The following is a 20,179-nucleotide window of genomic DNA, read 5'->3' as shown; positions in this document are numbered from 1 at the left end:
TGAACAGGCTCTCAGGCCATCAAAAAGCGATACAGGTTGCGCAGCATGCCTGCCGTTGCGCCCCAGATGTAGTGCTCGCGCCCCGCTTCGTCCGTGTACGGCATTGAAAACCACTGGCGGCCATCGGCCATCTGGTGGCGGCGGTGGTGGGCCGGGTTCATCAAAAAGGCCAGCGGCGCTTCAAACACCTGCGCCACTTCATCCGGGTTGGGCCGCAGCGCAAAGCTTGGCTGCACCAGCCCCACCACGGGCGTGACGGCGTAGCGCGTGCCCGTCACGTACGCCGCCAGCTCGCCCAGCACCTGTACGTGGCGGCGCGCCAGGCCCACTTCTTCCTCGGCCTCGCGCAGCGCCGTGGCCGCCGCGCTGGCATCTTCCGCATCCGCCTTGCCGCCCGGAAAAGCCACTTGTCCGGCGTGGCTGGACAGGTGCGCCGTGCGCTGCGTCAGCAGCACTGTCATCCCTTGCGGGCGCTGTACCAGAGGCATCAGCACCGCCGCTGCCGCCAGCGGGCGGCTGGCGCCGGGCAGGTCAGGTTCGCGCCGCACTTCCGGCTGCCAGGCGGGCGGCGCGGCAAAGCGCTGGCGCAGCGCCTGCGGCGTCAGCCGGGCGGCTGCCACGGTGGGCAGGTGCGTGTCCACCCCGCACACCGGAATCTGGCGCGGATCAAACAATGCATGCATGACGGGCTGTGTGACAGGAGCGCGGCACAAAGGGTGTGCGGAGCGCGGGCGCCGCCCCGCTCAAGCACATGGCAAGGCGCTGCGGCAATGGCTGGCTGGCTGGCGCCTCAGTCTTCAGGCACCAGGCAGGCTTGCACCACCTGCAAGTCATTGTCCTTGGCGAAATTCATCACGAAATCCCAGGCCATAGGTTCATGCTGGCGCAGGGCGGCGCTCAGAACCACGCATTTGATGTTGTTCATGGTGGTCGGCACGCACCAGGGCGAGTAGCAAAGGCGCGCGTCAGACGGCGCGCTGCCCTTGGGGCGGAACTGGCTCATCACGCCAGCCAGGCGTTCGGCCCAGTCGCTGGGCCTGAAAGCGCGGCCCGAGCTGGTGATGCCCTGAATGAAAACCTGGCTGTCGGGTGAGCGGGGGGGTGCCATTGCGTATGCGGTTGCGGCGGCAAACGGGCGCTGCCGCCTGTTGTTCGCCTGTTGTTTTATGTGGCGATGGGTGTAGCAGAGGTGCAAAACCGGCGGATTTTACGCGGCAAGCCAAGGAATCGGGCCTGCCCTAGAATTCACGCGCCGGGCCGCGCTGCAAGCGGCCCGGCATCTTTTTTTTGCAAGGAATCGTTGCCATGTCTGCCCCTGCCGAAGCGGCCTCGCCTCACACCATGAACACCTACGCCCGCCTGCCGGTGGCCATGGAGCGCGGCGCGGGCTGCCGCCTGTGGGACGTGAACGGCAACCGCTATCTGGATGCGCTGGCCGGCATTGCCGTGAACACGCTGGGCCACGCCCATCCGAAGCTGGTGCCCGCCTTGCAGGAGCAGGTGGGCAAGCTCATTCACTGCTGCAATTACTACCACGTGCCCGATGCCGAGCGGCTGGCGGCGAAGCTGGCCGCACTTTCGGGCATGACCAACGTCTTTTTCTGCAACAGCGGGCTGGAAGCCAACGAGGCCGCCCTCAAGCTGGCGCGCAAATACGGCCACGACAAAGGCATTGCCAATCCGCAAATCGTGGTGTGCGAAAAAGCCTTTCATGGCCGCAGCATCGCCACGCTCAGCGCCACGGCCAACCCGAAAGTGCAAAAGGGCTTCGAGCCGCTGCTGCCCGGCTTCATCCGCGTGCCGCTCAATGACATTGAGGCGCTGAAAAAAGCCACTGAAGGCCATCCGGATGTGGTGGCCGTGTTTTTTGAAACGATTCAGGGCGAAGGCGGCGTGAACCCCGCGCGCGCCGAATACCTGCGCCAGCTGCGCCAGCTTTGCGACGAGCGCGGCTGGCTGATGATGATTGACGAAGTGCAGTGCGGCATGGGCCGCACCGGCAAGTGGTTCGCGCACCAGTGGGCTGGCATCACGCCTGATGTGATGCCGCTGGCCAAGGGCCTGGCCTCGGGCGTGCCCGTCGGCGCGGTGGTGGCTGGCCCCAAGGCCGCCCACATCTTCCAGCCCGGCAATCACGGCACCACTTTCGGCGGCAACCCGCTGGCCATGCGCGCGGGCGTGGAAACCATCCGCATCATGGAAGAAGAGGGCCTGGTGGCGCATGCCGGCGAGGTGGGCGCGCATCTGAAAGAGGCGCTGCAAACGGCGCTGGGCGGCACGGCGGGCGTGAAAGAAGTGCGCGGCCAAGGCTTGCTGATCGGCATCGAACTGGACCGCCCCTGCGGCGCGCTGGCGCTGCGCGCCTTGCAGGCGGGCCTGCTCATCAGCGTGACCGCCGAGCGCGTGGTGCGCCTGGCGCCGCCGCTCATCCTCACGCAGGCCGAGGCGGACGAAATCGTCTCCATCCTCGTTCCGCTGATCAAAACCTTTCTGAAAGAAGAAGCCGCGCCATGACCGCACCCGCCCCCATCAGGCACTACCTTCAGTTTTCCGATTTCACGGCGGACGAATACGCCTACCTGCTGGAGCGCGCCGCGCTCATCAAGCGCAAATTCAAGGCCTACGAAAAACACCACACGCTCACCGACCGCACGCTGGCGCTCATCTTTGAAAAAGCCAGCACCCGCACGCGCGTGAGCTTTGAGGCGGGCATGTACCAGCTGGGCGGCAGCGTGGTGCATCTGACCTCGGGCGACAGCCAGCTGGGCCGCAGCGAGCCGGTTGAAGACACCGCGCGCGTCATCAGCCGCATGGTGGACGCCGTGATGATCCGCACCTTCGAGCAAGAGCGCCTGCAGCGCTTTGCCGCGCACTCGCGCGTGCCCGTCATCAACGGCCTGACCAACGAATACCACCCCTGCCAGATCCTGGCCGACATCTTCACCTACACCGAGCATCGCGGCTCCATCTGCGGCAAGACCGTGGCCTGGATAGGCGACGGCAACAACATGGCCAACACCTGGGCGCAGGCCGCCGCGCTGCTGGGCTTCGAGCTGCGCGTGTCCACCCCGCGCGGCTATGAAGTGGACACCGCGCTGGCCGCGCTGGACGGCGGCGGCAAGGGCTGGCAGAACTTCGCCGACCCCCGCCAGGCCTGCGCGGGCGCTGATCTCGTCACCACCGACGTGTGGACCAGCATGGGCTACGAAGCCGAAAACGAGGCGCGCCGCAAAGCCTTCGCCAACTGGCGCGTGGACGAAAGCCTGATGCGCATGGCCAAGCCCGACGCCCTGTTCATGCACTGCCTGCCCGCGCACCGTGGCGAAGAAGTCACCGCCGAAGTCATCGACGGCCCGCAATCCGTGGTGTGGGACGAAGCCGAAAACCGCATGCACGTGCAAAAGGCCCTGCTGGAATACCTGCTGCTGGGCCGCCAGTAATTTCTCTGCCCTTCCCCGCTCTCATGAGTTCCGCCGCCCTCGAAATCACCGCCGACACCCCGCCGGCCGCGCTGCTGGCGCACTTCGCGCCGCATCTGAAAATCGCCCACCAGCTTCCCGGGCGCGTGCGCCTGAAACTGAGCATGAAAGCATTGGACGGCATCAATTTCAGCGCGCTGGAAAGCAGCGCCGACGCTTTCTCCGCCGTGCTGGGGCAAATTCGCGGCGTGCGCGCCATCAAATGGAACCTGCTGGCGCGCTCCTGCACCGTGGAATACGACACGGCCATCATCCCTGATGCAGCCTGGCCCGACCTGCTCGCGGGCGCGGACAGCGCCGCCGCCCAGGCCCTGCACGCCATTCTTGAAGAAACCCATGCCAGCCTTCGCTGCGCCGCCAACGCCTGATGCAGCGGCCTGGCCGGCCACCGCCGCCGCGCTGCGCGCCGCCCTGCAAGACGAGCAGGCCGCCTACGCCTACTACAGCGCCGCCCTGGCCGCCTTTGGCAGCTACGCGCCCTGGCCCGCGCTGCACCAGGCGTGCGGGCAGCGCATCCAGTCGCTTGCGGGGGCCCTTGCCGCGCTGGGCCAGCCTGCGGGCATCGCGCCCATGACTGCGCCCATCGCCCCGCCCCAGCTGGGCGCGGGCTGGCGCGCCAGCATCGAGCGCGCCATGAACGGCTGCATTGCCAGCGCCGGCCTTTACCAGCGCCTGCAAACGGCTCCCGTCAGCAGCGCAGCCGCCCGCCTGTTCCAGCGCGCGCAGTCTGATCTGCTCACGCGCCACCTGCCCGCCTTGCAGCGCGCCTGGCAGGCCGCCGCCGACCTGGAGCGCTACCACGCCCTGCAAGGCATTGCGCCCGCCCAGGCCCACACCCGCCACGGCCTCATTGGCGACACCGTGGAGCAGCTGCTGGCCCTGCTTTCCCGCCAGGGCGGCCTGTTCGGCCTGGCGGGCGCCTTGTTGCGCGCCGCCCATCCGGCGCTGCTGGCGGGGGCGTTCACCGGCAGCGCCGCCGTCCAGGGGATGCGACACGCGCGCACCCCAGCCCACCCACCGCAACCCCACAACCAGGAGAACTGACTCATGTTGCCTTTGATTCCCTTCATCGCAGGCGCAGCCGCCGGCGTCGCGGCCACCGAGCTGTGGCGGCGCGGCAAAGTGCAAAGCGCCGTTCAGGCCGCCAGCGGCAAGCTGCGCGCCAGCGCCGCCAGCGGCCTCGAAAGCGTGCGCCAGAGCAGCGCCAACCTGCGCGAAACCGTGGCCGACGCCCTGCATGACAAATGGCAGGCCCTGCGCGGCGGCAAGCACGGCCAGGAGCAGGCCGGCCAGGCCGACCCGGCCCAGCCCGCTGCCATACCCGCCCTGCCCGCGCCCGAAGCCCAGGCCCGCCAGCCCGCCAAAGCGGACAAGGCGGCGCGGCCCGGCGCCCGCAAGCCCAGGGCGGCTGGCAAGCGCGCCGCCAAGCCTGCAGCAAGCGCCGCCGAAGCCAGCGCGCCCGAAGCCGCCAGCGAACCGGCGCGCGCCGCCAAGCCCGCCCGCCGCCGCCCGCCGCGCAAAAAGGCTGCCGCCCCGGACTCTGCTGCTGAATGATGGCCGCCGCCCCGTTTGCCCGCGCCTTCGCCGCGCCTTGGCCCGCTGCGGATGCCGCCGCAGGCGCGCCCTGGCCCGCGTCTGCCTTGGCGGCATGGCCCGCATCCGCGTGGCCTGCGCCCGCATGGCCCGCGCCGTGGCAGGCCCAGCCTGCGCAGACAGGCGGCGCGCCCGCCGCCGTCGAGCAGCGCACCCTTGCCGATGAATTCGTGCGCGGCTTCGTCACCAGCGGCCTGCTCGCCGCCCTGCAAAGTCAAGGCTGCCAGCCCCGGCTGGACTGCCGCACGCTGCGCCTGGCCGTGCAAGGCGGCACGGCGCTGGCCAGCGGCGTGGCCGCCATGCGCGCCCTGCGCGGCACGCAATATGCCCAGGCGTTGCTCAGCGTCGCCGCAGGCGCTGCCGCCGTGGCCGCTGCCGAATACTTTCTGCAAACACCTCACCCTTCCAACCAGGAAACCGCTCATGGCCAAGAACCAGACTAACCGCGACAACACCCAGCAAGCCTTCCAGAACAACGCCCAGCAGGGCGACTGGAACCAGTGGAGCGCCGCGCAGCAAGCCGCCGCGCAACAAGCCGCCCAACAGGCCGCTTACTGGGCCGCCCAGCAAGGCCAGATGCCCTGGGGCCAGCCCCAGCAGCCGTGGGGCCAGCAGCCCTGGGACGCCGCCTGGGCGCAAGGCGCACCCGGCTACGCCCCGGGCGCTTATCCGGGAGCTTATCCGGGCGCTTTCCCCGCTGGCGCGGCCGCCCAGACGCACGGCACGGGCTGGCTGGGCTGGCTCAGCAACCGCCAGATGGAGCAATTCATCATCGGCCTCGTGCTCGGCGGCGCGGCCGCCTACGTGCTGGGCGACGCGGACAAGCGCGCGCGCCTGCTGCGCATGGTGATGAAGCTCTATGCCGGCGTGGCCGGCAGCGTGGAAGAGTTCAAGGAGCAAATCGCCGATCTCAAGGCCGAAGTGGCCGCCGAACATGGCGGCTTTGCCGACGAAGACTGATCCCGTTCGCCCCGCAGGCGGCCTGCCGCATCTGGCCCGCTGCCTGCGGCCCGGCTCCAGCCCGCCCCCGCGCCCGCCGCCGTTCCACACAGGCGCATCGCTGGCCCTGGCAAGGCCTGCAAAGGCAAGGCAAAGGCTGTTTTCGCTCCTTGATTGATAGCAAGACCTCGCCGCCAATAAAGCGGCAACGGCCTTTTGGGCGCCTTTGAATTTGCTCCTTTTTTTGGTGTTCGTTTCGCCCGTCTGAAAGGCCGCCGCCGCTGGCCCGCGCCTTCCGCCTTCTGCCACCCCGCCTGCGCGGCCCTCACCCACCCCTGCCGACCNTCCAGCCCCGCCTCCCGAAACCTGCCCGCGCAAGCCGCGCGCCTGTTCGCCTCGCTCACGCCCGCGCACCAGGGGCGCGGCCGCGTGCGCTACCGCTACCGCCTCACGCCCGGCCTGCCCGCGCTCGCGCCGCACGCGCTACAGCGCATGGCGCAAGAAATACCGGGCGTCACCCGCGTGCGCCTGAACACGGCGGCCCGCTCCATCGCCCTGCACTATGAGCCGGGGCGCACCGGCCCCGAAGCCATCGCCCAGGCCCTGCTGCGCCTGCCCGCGCTGGCTGCCACCGGCGCTTGCGGCACGGCGCTGGCGGCCGATTGCAGCCACGGCGAAGGCGGGGGCCTGATGGGCGCGGGCGGCGAAGTGCTCGCCAGCGCTGCCCTGCTGCTGACCACGCGCAAGATGCCCCAGTCGCTGGGCCGCCCCGCCACCCTGGCCGTTTCCCTGCCGCTGTATGCCGACGCGCTCAAAGACCTGTTCACCGAAGGGCTGAACTCCCACGTGCTTGAGGCCCTGGCCGTGGCCATCTCCACCGCCAGCGGCGACCAGCTCGCCGCCAACACCACCCTGTTCATGCTGGCGCTGGGCGAATACCTGGAGCACTCCATCGCCCGCCGCTCTGATGATTTGCTCAAGCACCTGCTGCACCCTGACGCGGGCAGCGTCTGGGTCGAGCGCGAAGGCAACGAAGTGCAAGTGAGCGCCACCGACGTGCAAGTGGGCGACACCGTCATCTGCGCCGCCGGCAACCTCATCCCCGTGGACGGCACCGTGCTCGGCGGCGAAGCCACCGTGAACGAAGCCAGCATGACCGGCGAAAGCATGCCCGTCGTGCGCCGCCGGGGCGACACCGTGCTCTCCGGCACCGTGGTCGAAGAAGGCCGCGTGCGCGTGTACGCCGAGCGCGTGGGCGCGGGCACCGCCAGCGCACGTATCGCCAACTACGTGCAGCACGCCCTGCAAGTCAAAAGCGGCACGCAACTGGCCGCCAGCCGCCTGGCCGACAAGCTCGTGCCCGGCGTGCTGGGCCTGGCGGGCGCGGCCTGGCTTTTCTCGGGCGACTGGCGGCGCGCCGCCGCCGTGCTCCAGGCCGACTACGCCTGCGCCCTCAAGCTCGCCACGCCCGTGGCCTTCAAATCCGCCATGTACGCCGCCGGCCGCCAGGGCCTGCTCTTCAAGGGGGCCGACGCGCTGGAGCGCCTGGCCGAAGCCGACACCTTCGTCTTCGACAAAACCGGCACCCTCACCACGGGCCGCCTGGCTGTGACCGACACCTTCGCGTATGACCCCAACTTCGGCCCGGCCGACCTGATCGACCTGGCCGCCTCCGTTGAAGAGCACTACTTCCACCCCCTGGCGCAAGCCGTGGTGGAAGCCGCCCGCCGCCAAAGCGGCCGCCATTTCGACCATGAAGAAGTGCGCTTCATCGCCGCCCACGGCGTGGCCAGCGTGGTGCAGGGCAAGCGCATCGTCGTCGGCTCGCGCCACTTCGTCGAAGAAGACGAAGGCATCGACATGAGCGCCTATCTGGACGACATCGACCGCCTCATGCAAGAAGGCAAAACGCCCCTTTACATCGGCTTTGGCGGCAAGCTGCTGGGCATCATCGGCCTGAAAGACACCGTGCGCGACAACGCCGCCGAAACCGTCGCGCGCCTGCGCGCGCTGGGCGCCAGGCGCATCGTCATGCTCACCGGCGACCACGAAGACCGCGCCGCCGAACTCGCCCGCCACCTGCGGCTTGACGAATACCACGCCCAGCTGCTGCCCGAAGGCAAGGCCGCCCTGCTCTCGCAAATGAAAGCGCAGGGCGCAAAAATCGCCTTCATCGGCGACGGCATGAACGACGCCCCCGCCCTGGCCGGCGCGCATGTGGGCATCGCCATGCAGCGCGGCGCCGACCTGGCGCGCCTGACCTCCGACATCGCCCTGCTCGAAGACGACGTAGGCCGCGTGGCCGACGCCAAGGCGCTGGCCGCCGCCACCATGCGCCGCATCGACGGCAACTTCAAATTCACCGTCGCCGCCAACACCAGCATCCTCGCCGCCGCCGCCGCTGGCTGGCTCACCCCCGTGGCCTCCTCCGTGCTGCACAACGGCAGCACCATCGCCATCTTGCTCAACGCCCTGCGCGGCGGACTGGCCAGCCAGGCCCAAAACGCCCAGGAAGCCAAAAACGCAGCCCGCGCCAGACGCGCAAGGCCAGCAGCCCCGGCCGCTGGCTGAACGCCGCAACGCCGCTGCCTCCTCCGGCAGCGGCCTTTTTCATGCCCGCCTCCGCCCGCCAGAGCCGCCCGCGTTGAAGCCGCTCAGGCGCTTGGCAACGTGTCTTTGAGGCGCCGGAAATGGCCGCAGAATCGGCGCCAAGCATGAAAATTGCATGCTTCACAGGCTTGACGCGCCATCGCCGTCTGCCAAAAACGCCCGACAACCGCCGCCCATGTCCTCCCGCCGCTTGGCCTTTCCCTTTCGCCTGCCCTGGCATCGCGCTTTCCTGGCCGCTGCGCTGCCGCTGGCGCTGGCCGGGCGGCAGCTGTGGCAGCTGCTGCAAGCGCCGCAGGAAGGCGAGGCGCCTGTTGCCGTGTCGCCCTGGAGCCTGCCGCTATGGGCGCTGGGGGCGGCTGCGGCCCTGCTGTGGCTGCTGTGGGTGCTGCGCTTTTGCCGCAAGGGCCGCGTCATCCTGGATGAAAACGCGCTCACCGTGCAGCACGCCGGGCAGACGCTGGTGGTGCCTTACGCCTGGATCCGCTCCATCAACTTGCTGCGCCGCGCGGGCTACCAGTGGCTGCGCGTGGAATACGAGGGCGGCATCGTGCGGCTGCCGCACGCCATGCTGCCCACCGGCAAGGCTTTCGACAAGCTGCGCCGCGGCCTGCGGCACATGGCCCGGCTCACGCGGCAGAGCACGCTCATGCAGGCCACCGATTCCTTCGTGGAAGTCGAAGACAACCTGCCCGCTCCCGCCTCCACCACGCCGCCCCGGCGCGCGCGCCTGCTGCTGTGGCTGAACGCCTGGCTGGCCCTCACGGCCCTGCTGTGGTGGGTGGCGCTGGCCTGGCTGCCCACTGCGCCCAGCTTTGACAACGCCGTGCGCGAGACGCTGGCCCAGCAGTCCCGCCAGGCCTCGCCCTTCGGGCCGCAGTCGCTGGATGCCGGCCTGGGGCCGGTCTGCCTGCCGCTGGATGACGAACCCCGGCCCGATGGCCGCTCCGCCAGCCCGGGCGGCATGGCCTGGCATGAAGACTTCATTGACGAAGCCGCCCGCCCGCAAGCCCAGGCCCAGGCCCGGCAAGCCGGCCAGGCCGGCGCGGCCAGCGCCGCTGGCGACGGCGGCGCGGCCCTGCCTGATAGCGCCGCCGCCCCGGGCCGCCGCCTCCAGCAGCTGCGCGCGCTGGCCGACGCGGGCGTGCTGGAGCGCACCCGCATCAACATCCCGCTCAATGGCGCGCTCTACCCCGCCACGCGCTTTCGCCTCAGCCGCCAGGGCTGGGCCAGCAGCGGCTGGGACAGCCAGCCGCACTGCTTTGAACTCGGCTGGCGCCACTACCTGGGCCTGACCGGCTGGCACAGCGAAACGCCCGACAGCAACCTGGAGCGCAGCTACTACGCCGTGCGCGTGCGCACCGGCCCCAGCGCCAGCCAGACGCCCTACTGGGCCAGCCACCCCGCCGTGCAGCGCGCCTTTGCCGACACCCTGGGCCGGGCGCTGCGGCCCGAAATCCGGCAAATCGTCCTCGTGCGCGAAGCCAGCGGCTGGGCCGGCCAGCAAACGCGCGGGCGCGCCGCCCGCTCCGAAAGCGGCTGGAAATACTGGCAGCGCGAGCTGGAAATCCTCTGCGGCAAGGCGCAGCGCCAGCTCCTGCTGGCCTGGATCGCCCTGCGCGGCGGCGGCGCGCCCAGCCAGACCGAGGCGCGCCAGGCCATCGAAAAAATCCACGGCGCGGCTGCCGCCAGCGCTGACGCCCAGAGCTGCCTGCACCTGCCCGGCCACCCTGACTGGCCGGTGGATGAAGAACTCAGCGCCCAGCCCGCGCGCTACAGCGTCGCCCTCTACGCCCAGGCCGAGCGCGCGCCCGAAAGCCGCGTCGTCACGCGCACCCTGCCCTACCTGCAACGCCTCAAGGAGCTGGGCGTGCTGCACAGCGAGCGCCGCAGCATCAGCGCCCGGCGCGGCCCGCAGGCCGGCCAGATGGTGGAAGCCGACGTGTACGAACTCACCCCCGCCATGCAGCCCGCCCAGCACCGCGACTACGCCTGGTGCCTGCCCCTGGGCGAACCCAAACTGGACATCATCGACCTTGACATCGCGCCCCCCAGCGCCTCTTACGGCCTGCTGCCGCACTTTCGCTACCGCCTGCTGCGCACCTACCCCCACCCGCCCGACTGGGCGCAGCGCAGCGATTTGCAGGCCCGCTGGCCCGAGTTGCGCGACGCGCTTGCGCGCGGCCAGTTTTGCGAGGGCGAATTCACCTACGACATGGCCCGCCACGAAACCGCTGGCGGCAGCGCGCGCTGCCGCTGGGCGTATGACGCGGGCGCTTCCTGAAAACCCGTTCAAAGCCTTTCCGTGAGTGCGCGGCCCCGGGCGCCCGCCCCAGTCCCGGCCCCGAGGGCTGCCGGAAGGCATCAGAAAAAGGAGCGAATTCAGGCGGCCTAAAACGCCGCTTGCGCCCTTTCCACTAGGACCTCATGCTATGAAACAAGGAGCGGAATAAGGGGCCAGCAAGGGGGGGGAATGGCTTGCTGGCGGATGCCTGGCGCCGGGCTGTCATGCCCGCCCTGCCCCTGCGCCCTGCCCTCCCACGGGAGACGGCGTTTCAGCAGCCTGCCGGGCGGAGCTGGCCGCCCGGCGCGGATTGGCAAGGCCGCAGGAGCTGCCCGGAGCCGCTTTTTTCGCGTTCACGGGCGGACGCTGCGAACAGAAGGGTTTCTCACGCCTTGCCTTCGGGCCAGTAGTGCGAGTCAGGCAGGCTGCGCGCGCCGAAGATGGCCTGGCCCACGCGCACGGTGGTCGCGCCTTCTTCAATGGCCCATTCAAAGTCGCCCGACATGCCCATGGACAGCTCGGCCAGGGCCGCGCCTTGCGGGGCGTCTTGCCGCAGGCGGTCGCGCAGATCACGCAGCAGCGCAAAGCACTGGCGCACTTGCGGCTCGTCGGTGGTGTGCATGGCCAGCGTCATCAGGCCGCGCACGTTCAGGCTGGCGAAGGCGGGCAGCTCGCGCATGAAGGCCAGCGCCTCTTGCGGCGCCAGGCCGAATTTGCTGGCTTCGCCGGAAGTGTTGATTTGCACCAGCACGTCCAGGCTGCGGCCCAGCGCTTGCAGGCGCGCGTCCAGCGCCCGGGCCGCGCGCAGGCTGTCGAGCGCGTGAAATTCGCTGGCGAATTCGGCCACCAGCCGGGCCTTGTTGGTTTGCAGGTGGCCAATCAGGCACCAGCGCAAACCGGGCATGTCCTGGCGCATGGCCTGCCACTTGCCGTAGGCCTCCTGCACTTTGTTTTCGCCCATTTCGCGCACGCCGGCGGCCCAGGCCAGGCGCAGGCGCTCCTCGGGCACGGTTTTGCTCACGGGCAGCAGGCGCACGTCTTGCGGACTGCGGCCGCTGCGCTGGCAGGCGGCGTCCATGCGGGCGCGTATGGCGGCGATGTTGCGGCGCAGGTCTTCTTCGGTCAGGGCGGTTTCAAAGGGCATGGTTTTCGTGGGTGTTTTTGGGGAGAAGAAAGGCCGGGTTTCAGCCCAGCTCACGGTGGCGCGCCAGCGTGCTCCAGCGGGGGGCGAACTGGCGGGCCAGCTGCTCGGCCAGATAGACGGAGCGGTGCTGCCCGCCCGTGCAGCCAATGGCCACGGTGACGTAGCTGCGGTGGTCTGCGGCCAGGCGCGGCAGCCAGGTTTGCAAGAAGCTGGCGATGTGCTCTTGCATCTGCGCCACTTCGGGCTGGCGCGTCAGGTAACCGGCCACGGGCGCGTCGCGGCCCGTGAGCGGGCGCAAGGCCGGTTCGTAGTAGGGGTTGGGCAGCATGCGCACGTCAAACAGGTAGTCGGCGTCCAGCGGCGCGCCGCGCTTGAAGCCGAAAGACTCGAACACCAGCGTGAGGTGCGCGGCGGGCGCGGCGATCACGCTTTTGACCGCCGAGGCCAGCTGCGCGGGGCGGATGTGGCTGGTGTCAATCACATGGGCGCGGCTGCGCAGGCCGTCCAGCATTTCGCGCTCGCGGGTGATGGCTTGCGCCAGGGCGGGCAGGGCGTCGGCGTCGGCAGGGTGGATGGCCGAGAGCGGGTGGCGGCGGCGCGTTTCGGAAAAGCGCCGCGTCAGCGTTTCGTCATTGGCGTCCAGAAAGATGACGCGCGCCTGCCCGCCCAGCGTTTTCAGCAGCGCGGGCAGCTGCGGCAGCGAGGTGCGGCTGCGCGCGTCAATGGCCACGGCCACGCGCCCCGTGCCCTGCATGGCGGGCAGGGCCAGAAAAGCCTGAAGCAGCTCGGGCGGCAGGTTGTCCACGCAGTAGTAGCCCGCGTCTTCCAGCGCGCGCAGGGCCACGGATTTGCCGGAGCCGGACATGCCGGTGATGAGCACCAGATCAAGCGCGGCGGCAGCGGCGGGAGCATCAGAAGCGGCGGACATGGGAGCCTTTCCGTATCAAAAAAGGAGCGAATTCAGGGCATCAGAAAACGGCATCTGCGCAGTTTCCACCAGGACATCATGCTATCGAACAAGGAGCGAATTCAGGCCGCATCATCCGCCACCCTATCCGCCGCACCGCCTTCCGCCCTGCCCTTTCGGGCGCGGGCTGTTTTCCGCACGCCGCCCGCTTCAGGCGCTGCAAGCTCCGCAGCGGCCGGGGCCTGCCCGGCGGCCAGCATTTCGCGGGCGTGGGCCAGGGTGGCGGCCGATTGGGGGTCGCCGCCGAGCATGCGGGCGATTTCGGCGTCGCGCGCGTCGCCTTCGGCGGCTTGCACGCGGCTGCTGGCGCCTTCGGCGCTGCTTTGCTTGCTGACGACCAGCTGCTGGTGGGCGCAGGCGGCCACTTGCGCCAGGTGGGTGACGCACAGCACCTGCCGGTCAGCGCCCAGCTGGCGCAGCAGCTGGCCGACGGTGACGGCCACGGCGCCGCCCACGCCGGAGTCCACTTCGTCAAACACCAGCGTGGGCACGCTGCCCAGGCGGCTGGTGGTGACGGCGATGGCCAGCGCCAGGCGCGAGAGTTCGCCGCCGGAGGCCACTTTTTCGAGCGGCCGGGGGCTGACGCCCGCGTGGGCGGCCACGAGAAAGGCCACGTTTTCCAGCCCGTGCGCGGCGGCTTCTCCGGGCGCGAGGGGGGGCAGTTCGATGACGAAGCGCCCGCCGGGCATGCCCAGGCGCTGCATGGCCTGGGTGACGGCTTCGGCCAGCCGGGGGGCGGCTTCGGCGCGCGCGGCGCTGGCGCGGCGGGCTTCTTGCAACCAGGCGGCGCGGGCAGCTTCAGCGCGCGCTTGCAGGGCGGCCAGGTCGGCGGCGCTGTCCAGCCGCGCCAGTTCGGCCTGCCAGGCGGCCAGGGTGGCGGGCAGTTCTTCTGGCGGGCGGCGCCAGCGGCGGGCCAGCGAGAGCCATTGGCTCAGGCGCTCATCGACTTCGCGCAGGGCTTCGGGGTCGGTTTCGGCGCGGGCCAGCCAGCCGCTGAGCGAGTGGGCCACGTCGCCCGCTTGGGCGATGGCCGCTTCCAGCAGCTCGGCCAGGGGGGCGAAGTCAGGCTCGATGTGGCTTTGCGCCTGCAAGGCCGCTTGCGCCTGCTCCAGCGCGGCCAGGGCGTTGCTGCCGCCGCTGTCGCTGTCGCCTTGCAGGGCTTCGCGGGCGGTTTGCGCGGCGTCGATGAGGGCCTGGGCATGGGCCAGGCGCTCGTGGCGCTGGTTGAGTTCGGCCCATTCGCCTTCGCCGGGGGCGAGTTTTTCGAGTTCGCCGATTTGCCATTGCAGGCGCTCGCGCTCTTGCGCCAGGGTTTCTTGCGCGGCGCGGGCTTCGTCCAGCTGGCGGGCGGCGGCGCGCCAGGCGTGCCAGGCGGCGGCCAGCGGCGCGGTGTCCAGCCGCGCGTAGGCGTCCAGCAGGGCGCGGGTGGCGGCGGGCCGGGTGAGGCTTTGCCAGGCGTGCTGGCCGTGAATGTCCACCAGCCACGCGGCGGCTTCGCGCAGCTGGGCGGCGGTGGCGGCCGAGCCGTTGATCCACGCGCGGCTTTTGCCGCCTGCGTCCACGGTGCGGCGCAGCAGCAGCGTGGCTTCTGGCTCAAAGCCCGCTTCTTGCAGCCAGGCGGCCAGGGGCGCGGGGGTATCGAATTCGGCGGCCACTTCGCAGCGGCTGGCGCCTTCGCGCACGGCCAGGGCGTCGGCGCGCGCGCCCAGGGCCAGTTGCACCGCATCGAGCAGGATGGATTTGCCCGCGCCGGTTTCGCCGGTGAGCGCCGTAAAGCCCGCTGAAAAGTCCAGCTCCAGCTGCTTGACGATGACGAAATCGCGCAGGCTCAGGTGTCGCAGTGCCATAGGTCAGACGGCTCCTTGGTTCCAGTGGAGTTTGTGGCGCAGGGTGTCGAAATAGCTCCAGCCTGCGGGGTGGAGAAAACGGGCCTGGTGCGGCGAGCGGCGCACCACGATGCTGTCGCCATGCTGCAAGGCGGCGACCGACTGGGTGTCAAAACTGGCGCTGGCTTGCGGGCCACCGACCACGCGGATGACGATTTCCGCCGGATCGGCCAGCACCACGGGCCGGTTGGAGAGCGCCTGCGGCGCAATGGGCGCAAGCACCCAGCCCGGCAGCTGCGGATGCAGGATGGGGCCGCCCGCCGCCAGCGAGTAGGCGGTGGAACCCGTGGGCGTGGCCACGATCAGCCCGTCGGCCCGGTAGCGGGCGATGAAGCGGCCGTCGGCATGCGCTTCCAGCTCCACCATGCTGGCGGCCGCGCCCCGGTGCACGACCACGTCATTGGCGGCCAGCGCCTCGAACACGCAAGCGCCTTCGCGCAGCACGCGGCCGTGCATGAGCGCGCGCTCGTCGCTCTCGTAGCGCCCTTGCAGCAGCATGGGCGGCAGCAGGTGGCGGTATTGATCCAGCGCGATGTCGGTCACAAAGCCCAGCCGCCCCTGGTTGATGCCGATGAGCGGCATGCCAAACGGCGCCATCTGCCGCGCCAGCCCCAGCATGGTGCCGTCGCCGCCCACGGCCACGCCCACATCGGCGCGGCGGCCCAGCTCGTCCACGCGGGCCACGTCGCAGCCCACGGCTTCCAGCCACAGCGCGCGGGCGCATTCGGCTTCCACCAGCACGTGCAGGCCCAGCTCTTGCAAAAAGGCGTGCACGTCCAGCAGCGCCGCGCGCGAGGCGTGCAGGGCGCTGCCGCTGATTGATTCATGGTGCTTGCCCACCAGGGCCGCGCAGCGAAAAGGCGCAAAAGCAGGCGCTGTGCTCATCACGCGCGTTCTTCGTTCAACATGCCGCGAATGAGCTGGAAAAGCTCGCGCCAGGCGCGGCCCTGCCGCACGCCCTGGCCGGGCGCGCTGGCCACGGCGGCGGCCTGCGCGCGGTCTTTGCGGGCCTGGCGGATGAGGGCGCGCAGCTGCTGCGCGTCGGTCTGCGCAAAGCGCGCCATCCACTCGTTCAGCGCGGCCTGGCTGGCGGCGGCATCCGGGGCGGCAAGGCGCTCGCGCCAGTCTTCGGCGGCGTGCAGCAGCAGCGTGTCTTGCGCCGCGCCCTGGCGCTGCTGCTCCAGCGCGGCGTGAATGGCGGCAATGCCGTCTTCATCCAGCTGGCGCATGAGCTTGCCCACGTATTGGCTCTGGCGGCGGCGGCCTTCAAAGTCGGTGATGCGCGCCAGCTCCGCCAGCGCATCTTCCAGGCGCGCGGGCAGCGCCAGCGCCTCGCGCAGCGCCGGGCGCAGCGTCAGCAGCGCCTCGCCCAGCGCCTGCAACTGGGCGCTTTGCGCCTTCAGCTCGGTTTTGCTGGGCGCGTCGCCGCCTTTGAGGGCGCGCCGGTATTGCTCGTCCAGCTCGCTGCCTTCGGCCACGAACTGGCCGCGCACAAAATAGCCTTTTTTCGGTTTTCTCGCCATTTTTAAAAATCAGTTTCCATTCATTTTTGAAAGGGTATTCAAAATAATCTCCCGGGGCAGAATGAAACCCATGCCGAAAAGCCTGTTTGCATGCACTCTCCGGCCAGAAACATCATGTTTGCCAGCGCTGTTGCAACAGGCCCCGCAACGGCTGAAATTCGGCAGGGCGCGCGCCCGCCTTCCGCATGAAAAGCGTGTATGCCCGTTAATGATGCCCGCCCCCGGAAAAACCCATTGCATAAATGCCTGCGGCAATACTTTCGCCAAAAGAAACCATGAGAAACCGCAAGTATGATAGCCGCACCATGCGCAAACCCGTGAACAAACCCGAAAAAACCGCTTCCGCCGCTTCTTCTTTTGCGCCTGCCGCCAGCGCGCAAACGCTGCCCGGCTTTACCCACAGCCGCGCCCAGTTTGAAGAACTGGCGGACGCCGCCATGAGCCATGCCCGCAAGCTGGGCGCCAGCGACGTGGCCGCCGACGTTTCCGAAGGCGCGGGCCTGTCGGTCAGCGCGCGCCAGGGCGAGCTGGAAACGGTGGAACACAGCCTTGACAAATCACTGGCCGTGACGGTGTACATCGGCCACAAAAGCGGCTCGGCCAGCACTTGCGACTTCTCGCCCCAGGCCGTGCGGCAAACCGTGCAGGCCGCCTACGACATCGCCCGCTACATCACCGAAGACCCGGCCAGCGGCCTGCCCGACGAAGCCGACGTGGCCGGCCCGCAGGCCGCCAGCCTGGACCTCGATCTGTTCCACCCCTGGAACCCTTCCGTGGAACAAGCCCTGGCCCTGGCGCTGGCCTGCGAGCAGGCCGCGCTGCAAACCAGCCCGCACATCAGCAACAGCGAAGGCGCCGGCGTTTCGGCCCAGCAAAGCCACTTTTTCAGCGCCCACAGCCACGGCTTTCGCGGCGGCTACGCCAGCTCGCGCCACAGCTTTTCCGTCTCCGTCATCGCGGGCCAGGGCGATGCCATGCAGCGCGACGGCTGGTTCAGCGCCGAACGCAACGCCGCCCGCCTGGCCAGCCCCGAAGCCGTGGGCCGCTACGCCGCCGAGCGCGCGCTCAGCCGCGTGGGCGCGCGAAAAATCAGCACGCGCGAATGCCCCGTGCTTTTCGAGGCGCCCCTGGCGGCGGGCCTGCTGGGCCACTTCGTGCAAGCCGTCAGCGGCGGCGCGCTCTACCGCAAAAACACCTTCCTGGCCGGCTCGCTGGGCCAGCCCGTGTTCGCCGGACACGTGGAAATCACCGAAAACCCCTTCATTCCCGGCGGCCGTGGCAGCGCCCCGTTTGACGGCGAAGGCGTGCGCGTGACGCCGCGCCAGGTGGTACAGGCCGGCCGCGTGGCGGGCTACTTTCTGGGCAGCTACTCGGCGCGCAAGCTGGGCATGAAAACCACCGGCAACGCGGGCGGCTCGCACAACCTGCGCCTGTACTCGCGCCAGACCAGCGCGCAAGACGATTTGCCCGCCATGCTGCAAAAGCTGGGCACGGGCCTGTTCGTGACCGAACTCATGGGCAGCGGCGTGAACTACGTGACCGGCGACTACTCGCGCGGCGCCAGCGGCTACTGGGTGGAAAACGGCCAGATCGCCTACCCCGTGCAGGAAGTCACCATCGCCGGCAACCTGCGCGAGATGTTCCTGAACCTGCAAGCCATTGGCGCCGACGCCTACACCTACGGCGCCAAAACCAGCGGCTCCGTGCTCATCGCCCGCATGAAGGTGGCTGGCTCCTGAAAGGCTGTTCAACGCCCGGGAACCCATCCGCCGCACCCGCCAGGCAGCATCAAAAACAGAAGCAAATTCAGGCAGGTAAAAATGCCGCTCTGCGCATTCTGCACTAGGACATCATGCTATGAATAAAGGAGCGAAATAACGCCGCCCGGCTGGCGGCGGCGGAAACAAACCCGGCCTGCGCCCACAAAACACCGCGCCAGCTTCCAGCTCCATTGCCTGACTCCACCGCCCGGCTTCACCGCTGACTTCACCGCACGACTTCACCGCCTGACGCGCGGCAAGCGCGCGCCGCCCCAGCCGTACGCCCCAGCCGTACCATTCGCCCCTGCCTTTTTTCGCGCCGCGCGCTGCGGCGCTCCACGTTTTCTCAAAAAATGGCCCATCACAAAATCCTCATCCTCGATTTCGGCTCCCAGGTCACCCAGCTCATTGCCCGCCGCGTGCGCGAGGCGCACGTGTATTGCGAAGTCCACCCCTGCGACGTCAGCGACGAATGGGTGCGCCAATACGCGGCTGACGGGCAGCTCAAGGGCGTCATCCTCTCCGGCAGCCACGCCAGCGCCTATGAAGACAGCACCGACCGCGCGCCGCAAGCCATCTTCACGCTGGGCGTGCCCGTGCTGGGCATTTGCTACGGCATGCAAACCATGGCCCAGCAACTGGGCGGCAAGGTGGAAGGCGGGCACAAGCGCGAATTCGGCTACGCCGAAGTGCGCGCCCACAGCCACACCGCGCTTTTGAAGGGCCTGCAAGACTTCTCCAGCCCCGAAGGCCACGGCATGCTCAAGGTGTGGATGAGCCACGGCGACAAAGTGGCCGAACTGCCGCCAGGCTTTGCGCTGATGGCCAGCACGCCCACCTGCCCCATTGCGGGCATGGCCGACGAAGCGCGGCACTTTTACGGCGTGCAATTCCACCCTGAAGTCACGCACACCGTGCAAGGCCGGGCCATGCTAGAGCGCTTCGTGCTCGATATCTGCGGCGCCCAACCCGACTGGGTGATGCAAGGCCACATTGCCGAAGCCGTGGAATCCATCCGCCAGCAAGTGGGCAGCGAAGAAGTCATCCTGGGCCTCTCAGGCGGCGTCGATTCATCCGTGGCCGCCGCGCTCATTCACCGCGCCATTGGCGACCAGCTCACCTGCGTGTTCGTCGATCACGGCCTGCTGCGCCTGAACGAAGGCGACATGGTCATGGACATGTTTGCGGGCAAGCTCCACGCCAAAGTGGTGCGCGTCGATGCCAGCCAGCTCTTTCTCGATGCCCTCAAAGGCGTGAGCGACCCCGAACAGAAGCGAAAAATCATCGGCAAGCTCTTCGTCGATGTTTTCAAGGCCGAAGCCGAAAAACTCAAAGCCAGCGACGCCACACGCAAAGGCGCCACCTTCCTGGCCCAAGGCACCATTTACCCCGACGTCATCGAAAGCGGCGGCGCCAAGAGCAAAAAAGCCGTCGTCATCAAAAGCCACCACAACGTCGGCGGCCTGCCCGAACAACTGGGCCTGAAACTGCTGGAGCCGCTGCGCGATTTGTTCAAGGACGAAGTGCGCGAACTCGGCGTAGCCCTTGGCCTGCCGCACGACATGGTCTACCGCCACCCCTTCCCCGGCCCGGGCTTGGGCGTGCGCATCTTGGGCGAAGTGAAAAAGGAATACGCCGACTTGCTGCGCCAGGCCGACGCCATCTTTATGCAAGAGCTGCGCTCCACCATCGAACCCAACAGCGGCAAAAGCTGGTACGACCTCACCAGCCAAGCCTTCACCGTCTTTCTGCCCGTTAAAAGCGTAGGCGTGATGGGCGACGGCCGCACCTACGACTACGTCGTCGCCCTGCGCGCCGTGCAAACCAGCGACTTCATGACGGCCGATTGGGCGGAATTGCCGTATGCGCTGCTGAAAAAAGTTTCTTCAAGAATCATTAATGAAGTGCGGGGGATTAATCGGGTGACGTATGACGTGTCTTCCAAGCCGCCTGCGACGATTGAGTGGGAGTGAATGACTGAATTCATTCTCACAAAA

The 20,179-nt window shown here is 68.9% G+C and carries 18 protein-coding genes; 11 read left to right on the top strand and 7 right to left on the bottom strand.

Going from position 1 to position 20,179, the window contains the following annotated elements; genetic code table 11:
- Window positions 1–11: 11 nt before the first annotated feature.
- Together C1720_RS08980 and C1720_RS08975 are read right to left on the bottom strand one after the other, a co-directional pair.
- A complete protein-coding gene (locus C1720_RS08980) occupies window positions 12–683 on the bottom strand; it encodes a CoA pyrophosphatase (RefSeq protein WP_102283957.1) in 672 nt (223 codons plus the stop codon).
- 107 nt (window positions 684–790) lie between these two features.
- Window positions 791–1,108 (bottom strand): DUF3579 domain-containing protein, encoded by a 318-nt coding sequence (locus C1720_RS08975; RefSeq protein ID WP_102283956.1) that lies wholly within the window; start codon window positions 1,106–1,108, stop codon window positions 791–793.
- Window positions 1,109–1,305: 197 nt separating this feature from the next.
- Between C1720_RS08975 and C1720_RS08970 the strand changes: the two genes are divergently transcribed.
- The 9 genes from C1720_RS08970 to C1720_RS08930 all read left to right on the top strand — a co-directional run bounded on the left by C1720_RS08970 (window position 1,306) and on the right by C1720_RS08930 (window position 10,902).
- Window positions 1,306–2,514 (top strand): aspartate aminotransferase family protein, encoded by a 1,209-nt coding sequence (locus C1720_RS08970; protein ID WP_102283955.1) that lies wholly within the window; start codon window positions 1,306–1,308, stop codon window positions 2,512–2,514.
- Window positions 2,511–3,440: an ornithine carbamoyltransferase gene (argF, locus tag C1720_RS08965; protein ID WP_102283954.1), complete on the top strand. Its 930-nt coding sequence runs from the start codon at window positions 2,511–2,513 to the stop codon at window positions 3,438–3,440. Before C1720_RS08970 ends, argF begins: the two co-directional genes overlap by 4 nt.
- A 23-nt stretch (window positions 3,441–3,463) precedes the next feature.
- Entirely contained in the window at window positions 3,464–3,847 is a 384-nt protein-coding gene (locus C1720_RS08960) for a hypothetical protein (protein ID WP_199170983.1), read from the top strand.
- Entirely contained in the window at window positions 3,816–4,523 is a 708-nt protein-coding gene (locus C1720_RS08955; protein ID WP_102283953.1) for a hypothetical protein, read from the top strand. The genes C1720_RS08960 and C1720_RS08955 overlap by 32 nt, the downstream gene beginning before the upstream one ends.
- A gap of 3 nt (window positions 4,524–4,526) precedes the next feature.
- Window positions 4,527–5,033, top strand: coding sequence for a hypothetical protein (locus C1720_RS08950; RefSeq protein WP_146006949.1), 507 nt, complete (start codon window positions 4,527–4,529; stop codon window positions 5,031–5,033).
- Window positions 5,030–5,515, top strand: a complete 486-nt coding sequence (locus tag C1720_RS14005; protein ID WP_199170982.1) for a hypothetical protein — start codon at window positions 5,030–5,032, stop codon at window positions 5,513–5,515. Before C1720_RS08950 ends, C1720_RS14005 begins: the two co-directional genes overlap by 4 nt.
- A complete protein-coding gene (locus C1720_RS08940) occupies window positions 5,496–6,032 on the top strand; it encodes a hypothetical protein (RefSeq protein ID WP_102283951.1) in 537 nt (178 codons plus the stop codon). The genes C1720_RS14005 and C1720_RS08940 overlap by 20 nt, the downstream gene beginning before the upstream one ends.
- A 471-nt stretch (window positions 6,033–6,503) precedes the next feature.
- Complete coding sequence (locus C1720_RS08935; protein ID WP_439650774.1) at window positions 6,504–8,582, top strand: heavy metal translocating P-type ATPase; 2,079 nt, start codon at window positions 6,504–6,506, stop codon at window positions 8,580–8,582.
- Window positions 8,583–8,796: 214 nt separating this feature from the next.
- Window positions 8,797–10,902 carry a hypothetical protein gene (locus C1720_RS08930; RefSeq protein ID WP_102283950.1) on the top strand — a complete coding sequence of 702 codons (2,106 nt, stop codon included), beginning with the start codon at window positions 8,797–8,799 and terminating at the stop codon, window positions 10,900–10,902.
- A 385-nt stretch (window positions 10,903–11,287) separates the two neighbouring features.
- Here C1720_RS08930 and C1720_RS08925 read toward each other — a convergent pair whose 3' ends face one another.
- The 5 genes from C1720_RS08925 to yjgA all read right to left on the bottom strand — a co-directional run bounded on the left by C1720_RS08925 (window position 11,288) and on the right by yjgA (window position 16,422).
- Window positions 11,288–12,046, bottom strand: coding sequence for a YggS family pyridoxal phosphate-dependent enzyme (locus C1720_RS08925; RefSeq protein ID WP_102283949.1), 759 nt, complete (start codon window positions 12,044–12,046; stop codon window positions 11,288–11,290).
- A gap of 40 nt (window positions 12,047–12,086) precedes the next feature.
- A complete protein-coding gene (gene rapZ, locus C1720_RS08920; RefSeq protein WP_102283948.1) occupies window positions 12,087–12,974 on the bottom strand; it encodes an RNase adapter RapZ in 888 nt (295 codons plus the stop codon).
- 101 nt (window positions 12,975–13,075) lie between these two features.
- Entirely contained in the window at window positions 13,076–14,860 is a 1,785-nt protein-coding gene (gene recN, locus C1720_RS08915; RefSeq protein ID WP_102283947.1) for a DNA repair protein RecN, read from the bottom strand.
- Between the two features lie 3 nt (window positions 14,861–14,863).
- A complete protein-coding gene (locus C1720_RS08910) occupies window positions 14,864–15,784 on the bottom strand; it encodes an NAD kinase (RefSeq protein WP_050714664.1) in 921 nt (306 codons plus the stop codon).
- Window positions 15,784–16,422 (bottom strand): ribosome biogenesis factor YjgA, encoded by a 639-nt coding sequence (gene yjgA / locus C1720_RS08905; protein WP_102283946.1) that lies wholly within the window; start codon window positions 16,420–16,422, stop codon window positions 15,784–15,786. The genes C1720_RS08910 and yjgA overlap by 1 nt, the downstream gene beginning before the upstream one ends.
- Before the next feature lie 305 nt (window positions 16,423–16,727).
- Here yjgA and pmbA point away from each other — a divergent pair, with 305 nt between their 5' ends.
- Together pmbA and guaA are read left to right on the top strand one after the other, a co-directional pair.
- The gene (gene pmbA / locus C1720_RS08900; protein ID WP_102284601.1) at window positions 16,728–18,161 is read left to right on the top strand and encodes a metalloprotease PmbA; all 1,434 of its coding nucleotides are present in this window, start codon (window positions 16,728–16,730) and stop codon (window positions 18,159–18,161) included.
- Between the two features lie 374 nt (window positions 18,162–18,535).
- Window positions 18,536–20,155 (top strand): glutamine-hydrolyzing GMP synthase, encoded by a 1,620-nt coding sequence (gene guaA / locus C1720_RS08895; protein ID WP_102283945.1) that lies wholly within the window; start codon window positions 18,536–18,538, stop codon window positions 20,153–20,155.
- Window positions 20,156–20,179: the final 24 nt, after the last annotated feature.

This window comes from Ottowia massiliensis, from assembly GCF_900240305.1.
Classification (GTDB): Bacteria; Pseudomonadota; Gammaproteobacteria; order Burkholderiales; family Burkholderiaceae_C; genus Ottowia; species Ottowia massiliensis.
Note: the sequence above shows the minus strand (reverse complement) of the source record. Positions and strands in the feature narration are given on the sequence as shown.

What these genes read in the sequence shown, in the direction of transcription:
- C1720_RS08980 (WP_102283957.1), bottom strand. Translation starts at nt 683, where the DNA reads ATGCATGCATTGTTTGATCCGCGCCAGATTCCGGTGTGCGGGGTGGAC.
- C1720_RS08975 (WP_102283956.1), bottom strand. Translation starts at nt 1,108, where the DNA reads ATGGCACCCCCCCGCTCACCCGACAGCCAGGTTTTCATTCAGGGCATC.
- C1720_RS08970 (WP_102283955.1), top strand. Translation starts at nt 1,306, where the DNA reads ATGTCTGCCCCTGCCGAAGCGGCCTCGCCTCACACCATGAACACCTAC.
- argF (WP_102283954.1), top strand. Translation starts at nt 2,511, where the DNA reads ATGACCGCACCCGCCCCCATCAGGCACTACCTTCAGTTTTCCGATTTC.
- C1720_RS08960 (WP_199170983.1), top strand. Translation starts at nt 3,464, where the DNA reads ATGAGTTCCGCCGCCCTCGAAATCACCGCCGACACCCCGCCGGCCGCG.
- C1720_RS08955 (WP_102283953.1), top strand. Translation starts at nt 3,816, where the DNA reads ATGCCAGCCTTCGCTGCGCCGCCAACGCCTGATGCAGCGGCCTGGCCG.
- C1720_RS08950 (WP_146006949.1), top strand. Translation starts at nt 4,527, where the DNA reads ATGTTGCCTTTGATTCCCTTCATCGCAGGCGCAGCCGCCGGCGTCGCG.
- C1720_RS14005 (WP_199170982.1), top strand. Translation starts at nt 5,030, where the DNA reads ATGATGGCCGCCGCCCCGTTTGCCCGCGCCTTCGCCGCGCCTTGGCCC.
- C1720_RS08940 (WP_102283951.1), top strand. Translation starts at nt 5,496, where the DNA reads ATGGCCAAGAACCAGACTAACCGCGACAACACCCAGCAAGCCTTCCAG.
- C1720_RS08935 (WP_439650774.1), top strand. Translation starts at nt 6,504, where the DNA reads ATGGCGCAAGAAATACCGGGCGTCACCCGCGTGCGCCTGAACACGGCG.
- C1720_RS08930 (WP_102283950.1), top strand. Translation starts at nt 8,797, where the DNA reads ATGTCCTCCCGCCGCTTGGCCTTTCCCTTTCGCCTGCCCTGGCATCGC.
- C1720_RS08925 (WP_102283949.1), bottom strand. Translation starts at nt 12,046, where the DNA reads ATGCCCTTTGAAACCGCCCTGACCGAAGAAGACCTGCGCCGCAACATC.
- rapZ (WP_102283948.1), bottom strand. Translation starts at nt 12,974, where the DNA reads ATGTCCGCCGCTTCTGATGCTCCCGCCGCTGCCGCCGCGCTTGATCTG.
- recN (WP_102283947.1), bottom strand. Translation starts at nt 14,860, where the DNA reads ATGGCACTGCGACACCTGAGCCTGCGCGATTTCGTCATCGTCAAGCAG.
- C1720_RS08910 (WP_050714664.1), bottom strand. Translation starts at nt 15,784, where the DNA reads ATGAGCACAGCGCCTGCTTTTGCGCCTTTTCGCTGCGCGGCCCTGGTG.
- yjgA (WP_102283946.1), bottom strand. Translation starts at nt 16,422, where the DNA reads ATGGCGAGAAAACCGAAAAAAGGCTATTTTGTGCGCGGCCAGTTCGTG.
- pmbA (WP_102284601.1), top strand. Translation starts at nt 16,728, where the DNA reads ATGCGCAAACCCGTGAACAAACCCGAAAAAACCGCTTCCGCCGCTTCT.
- guaA (WP_102283945.1), top strand. Translation starts at nt 18,536, where the DNA reads ATGGCCCATCACAAAATCCTCATCCTCGATTTCGGCTCCCAGGTCACC.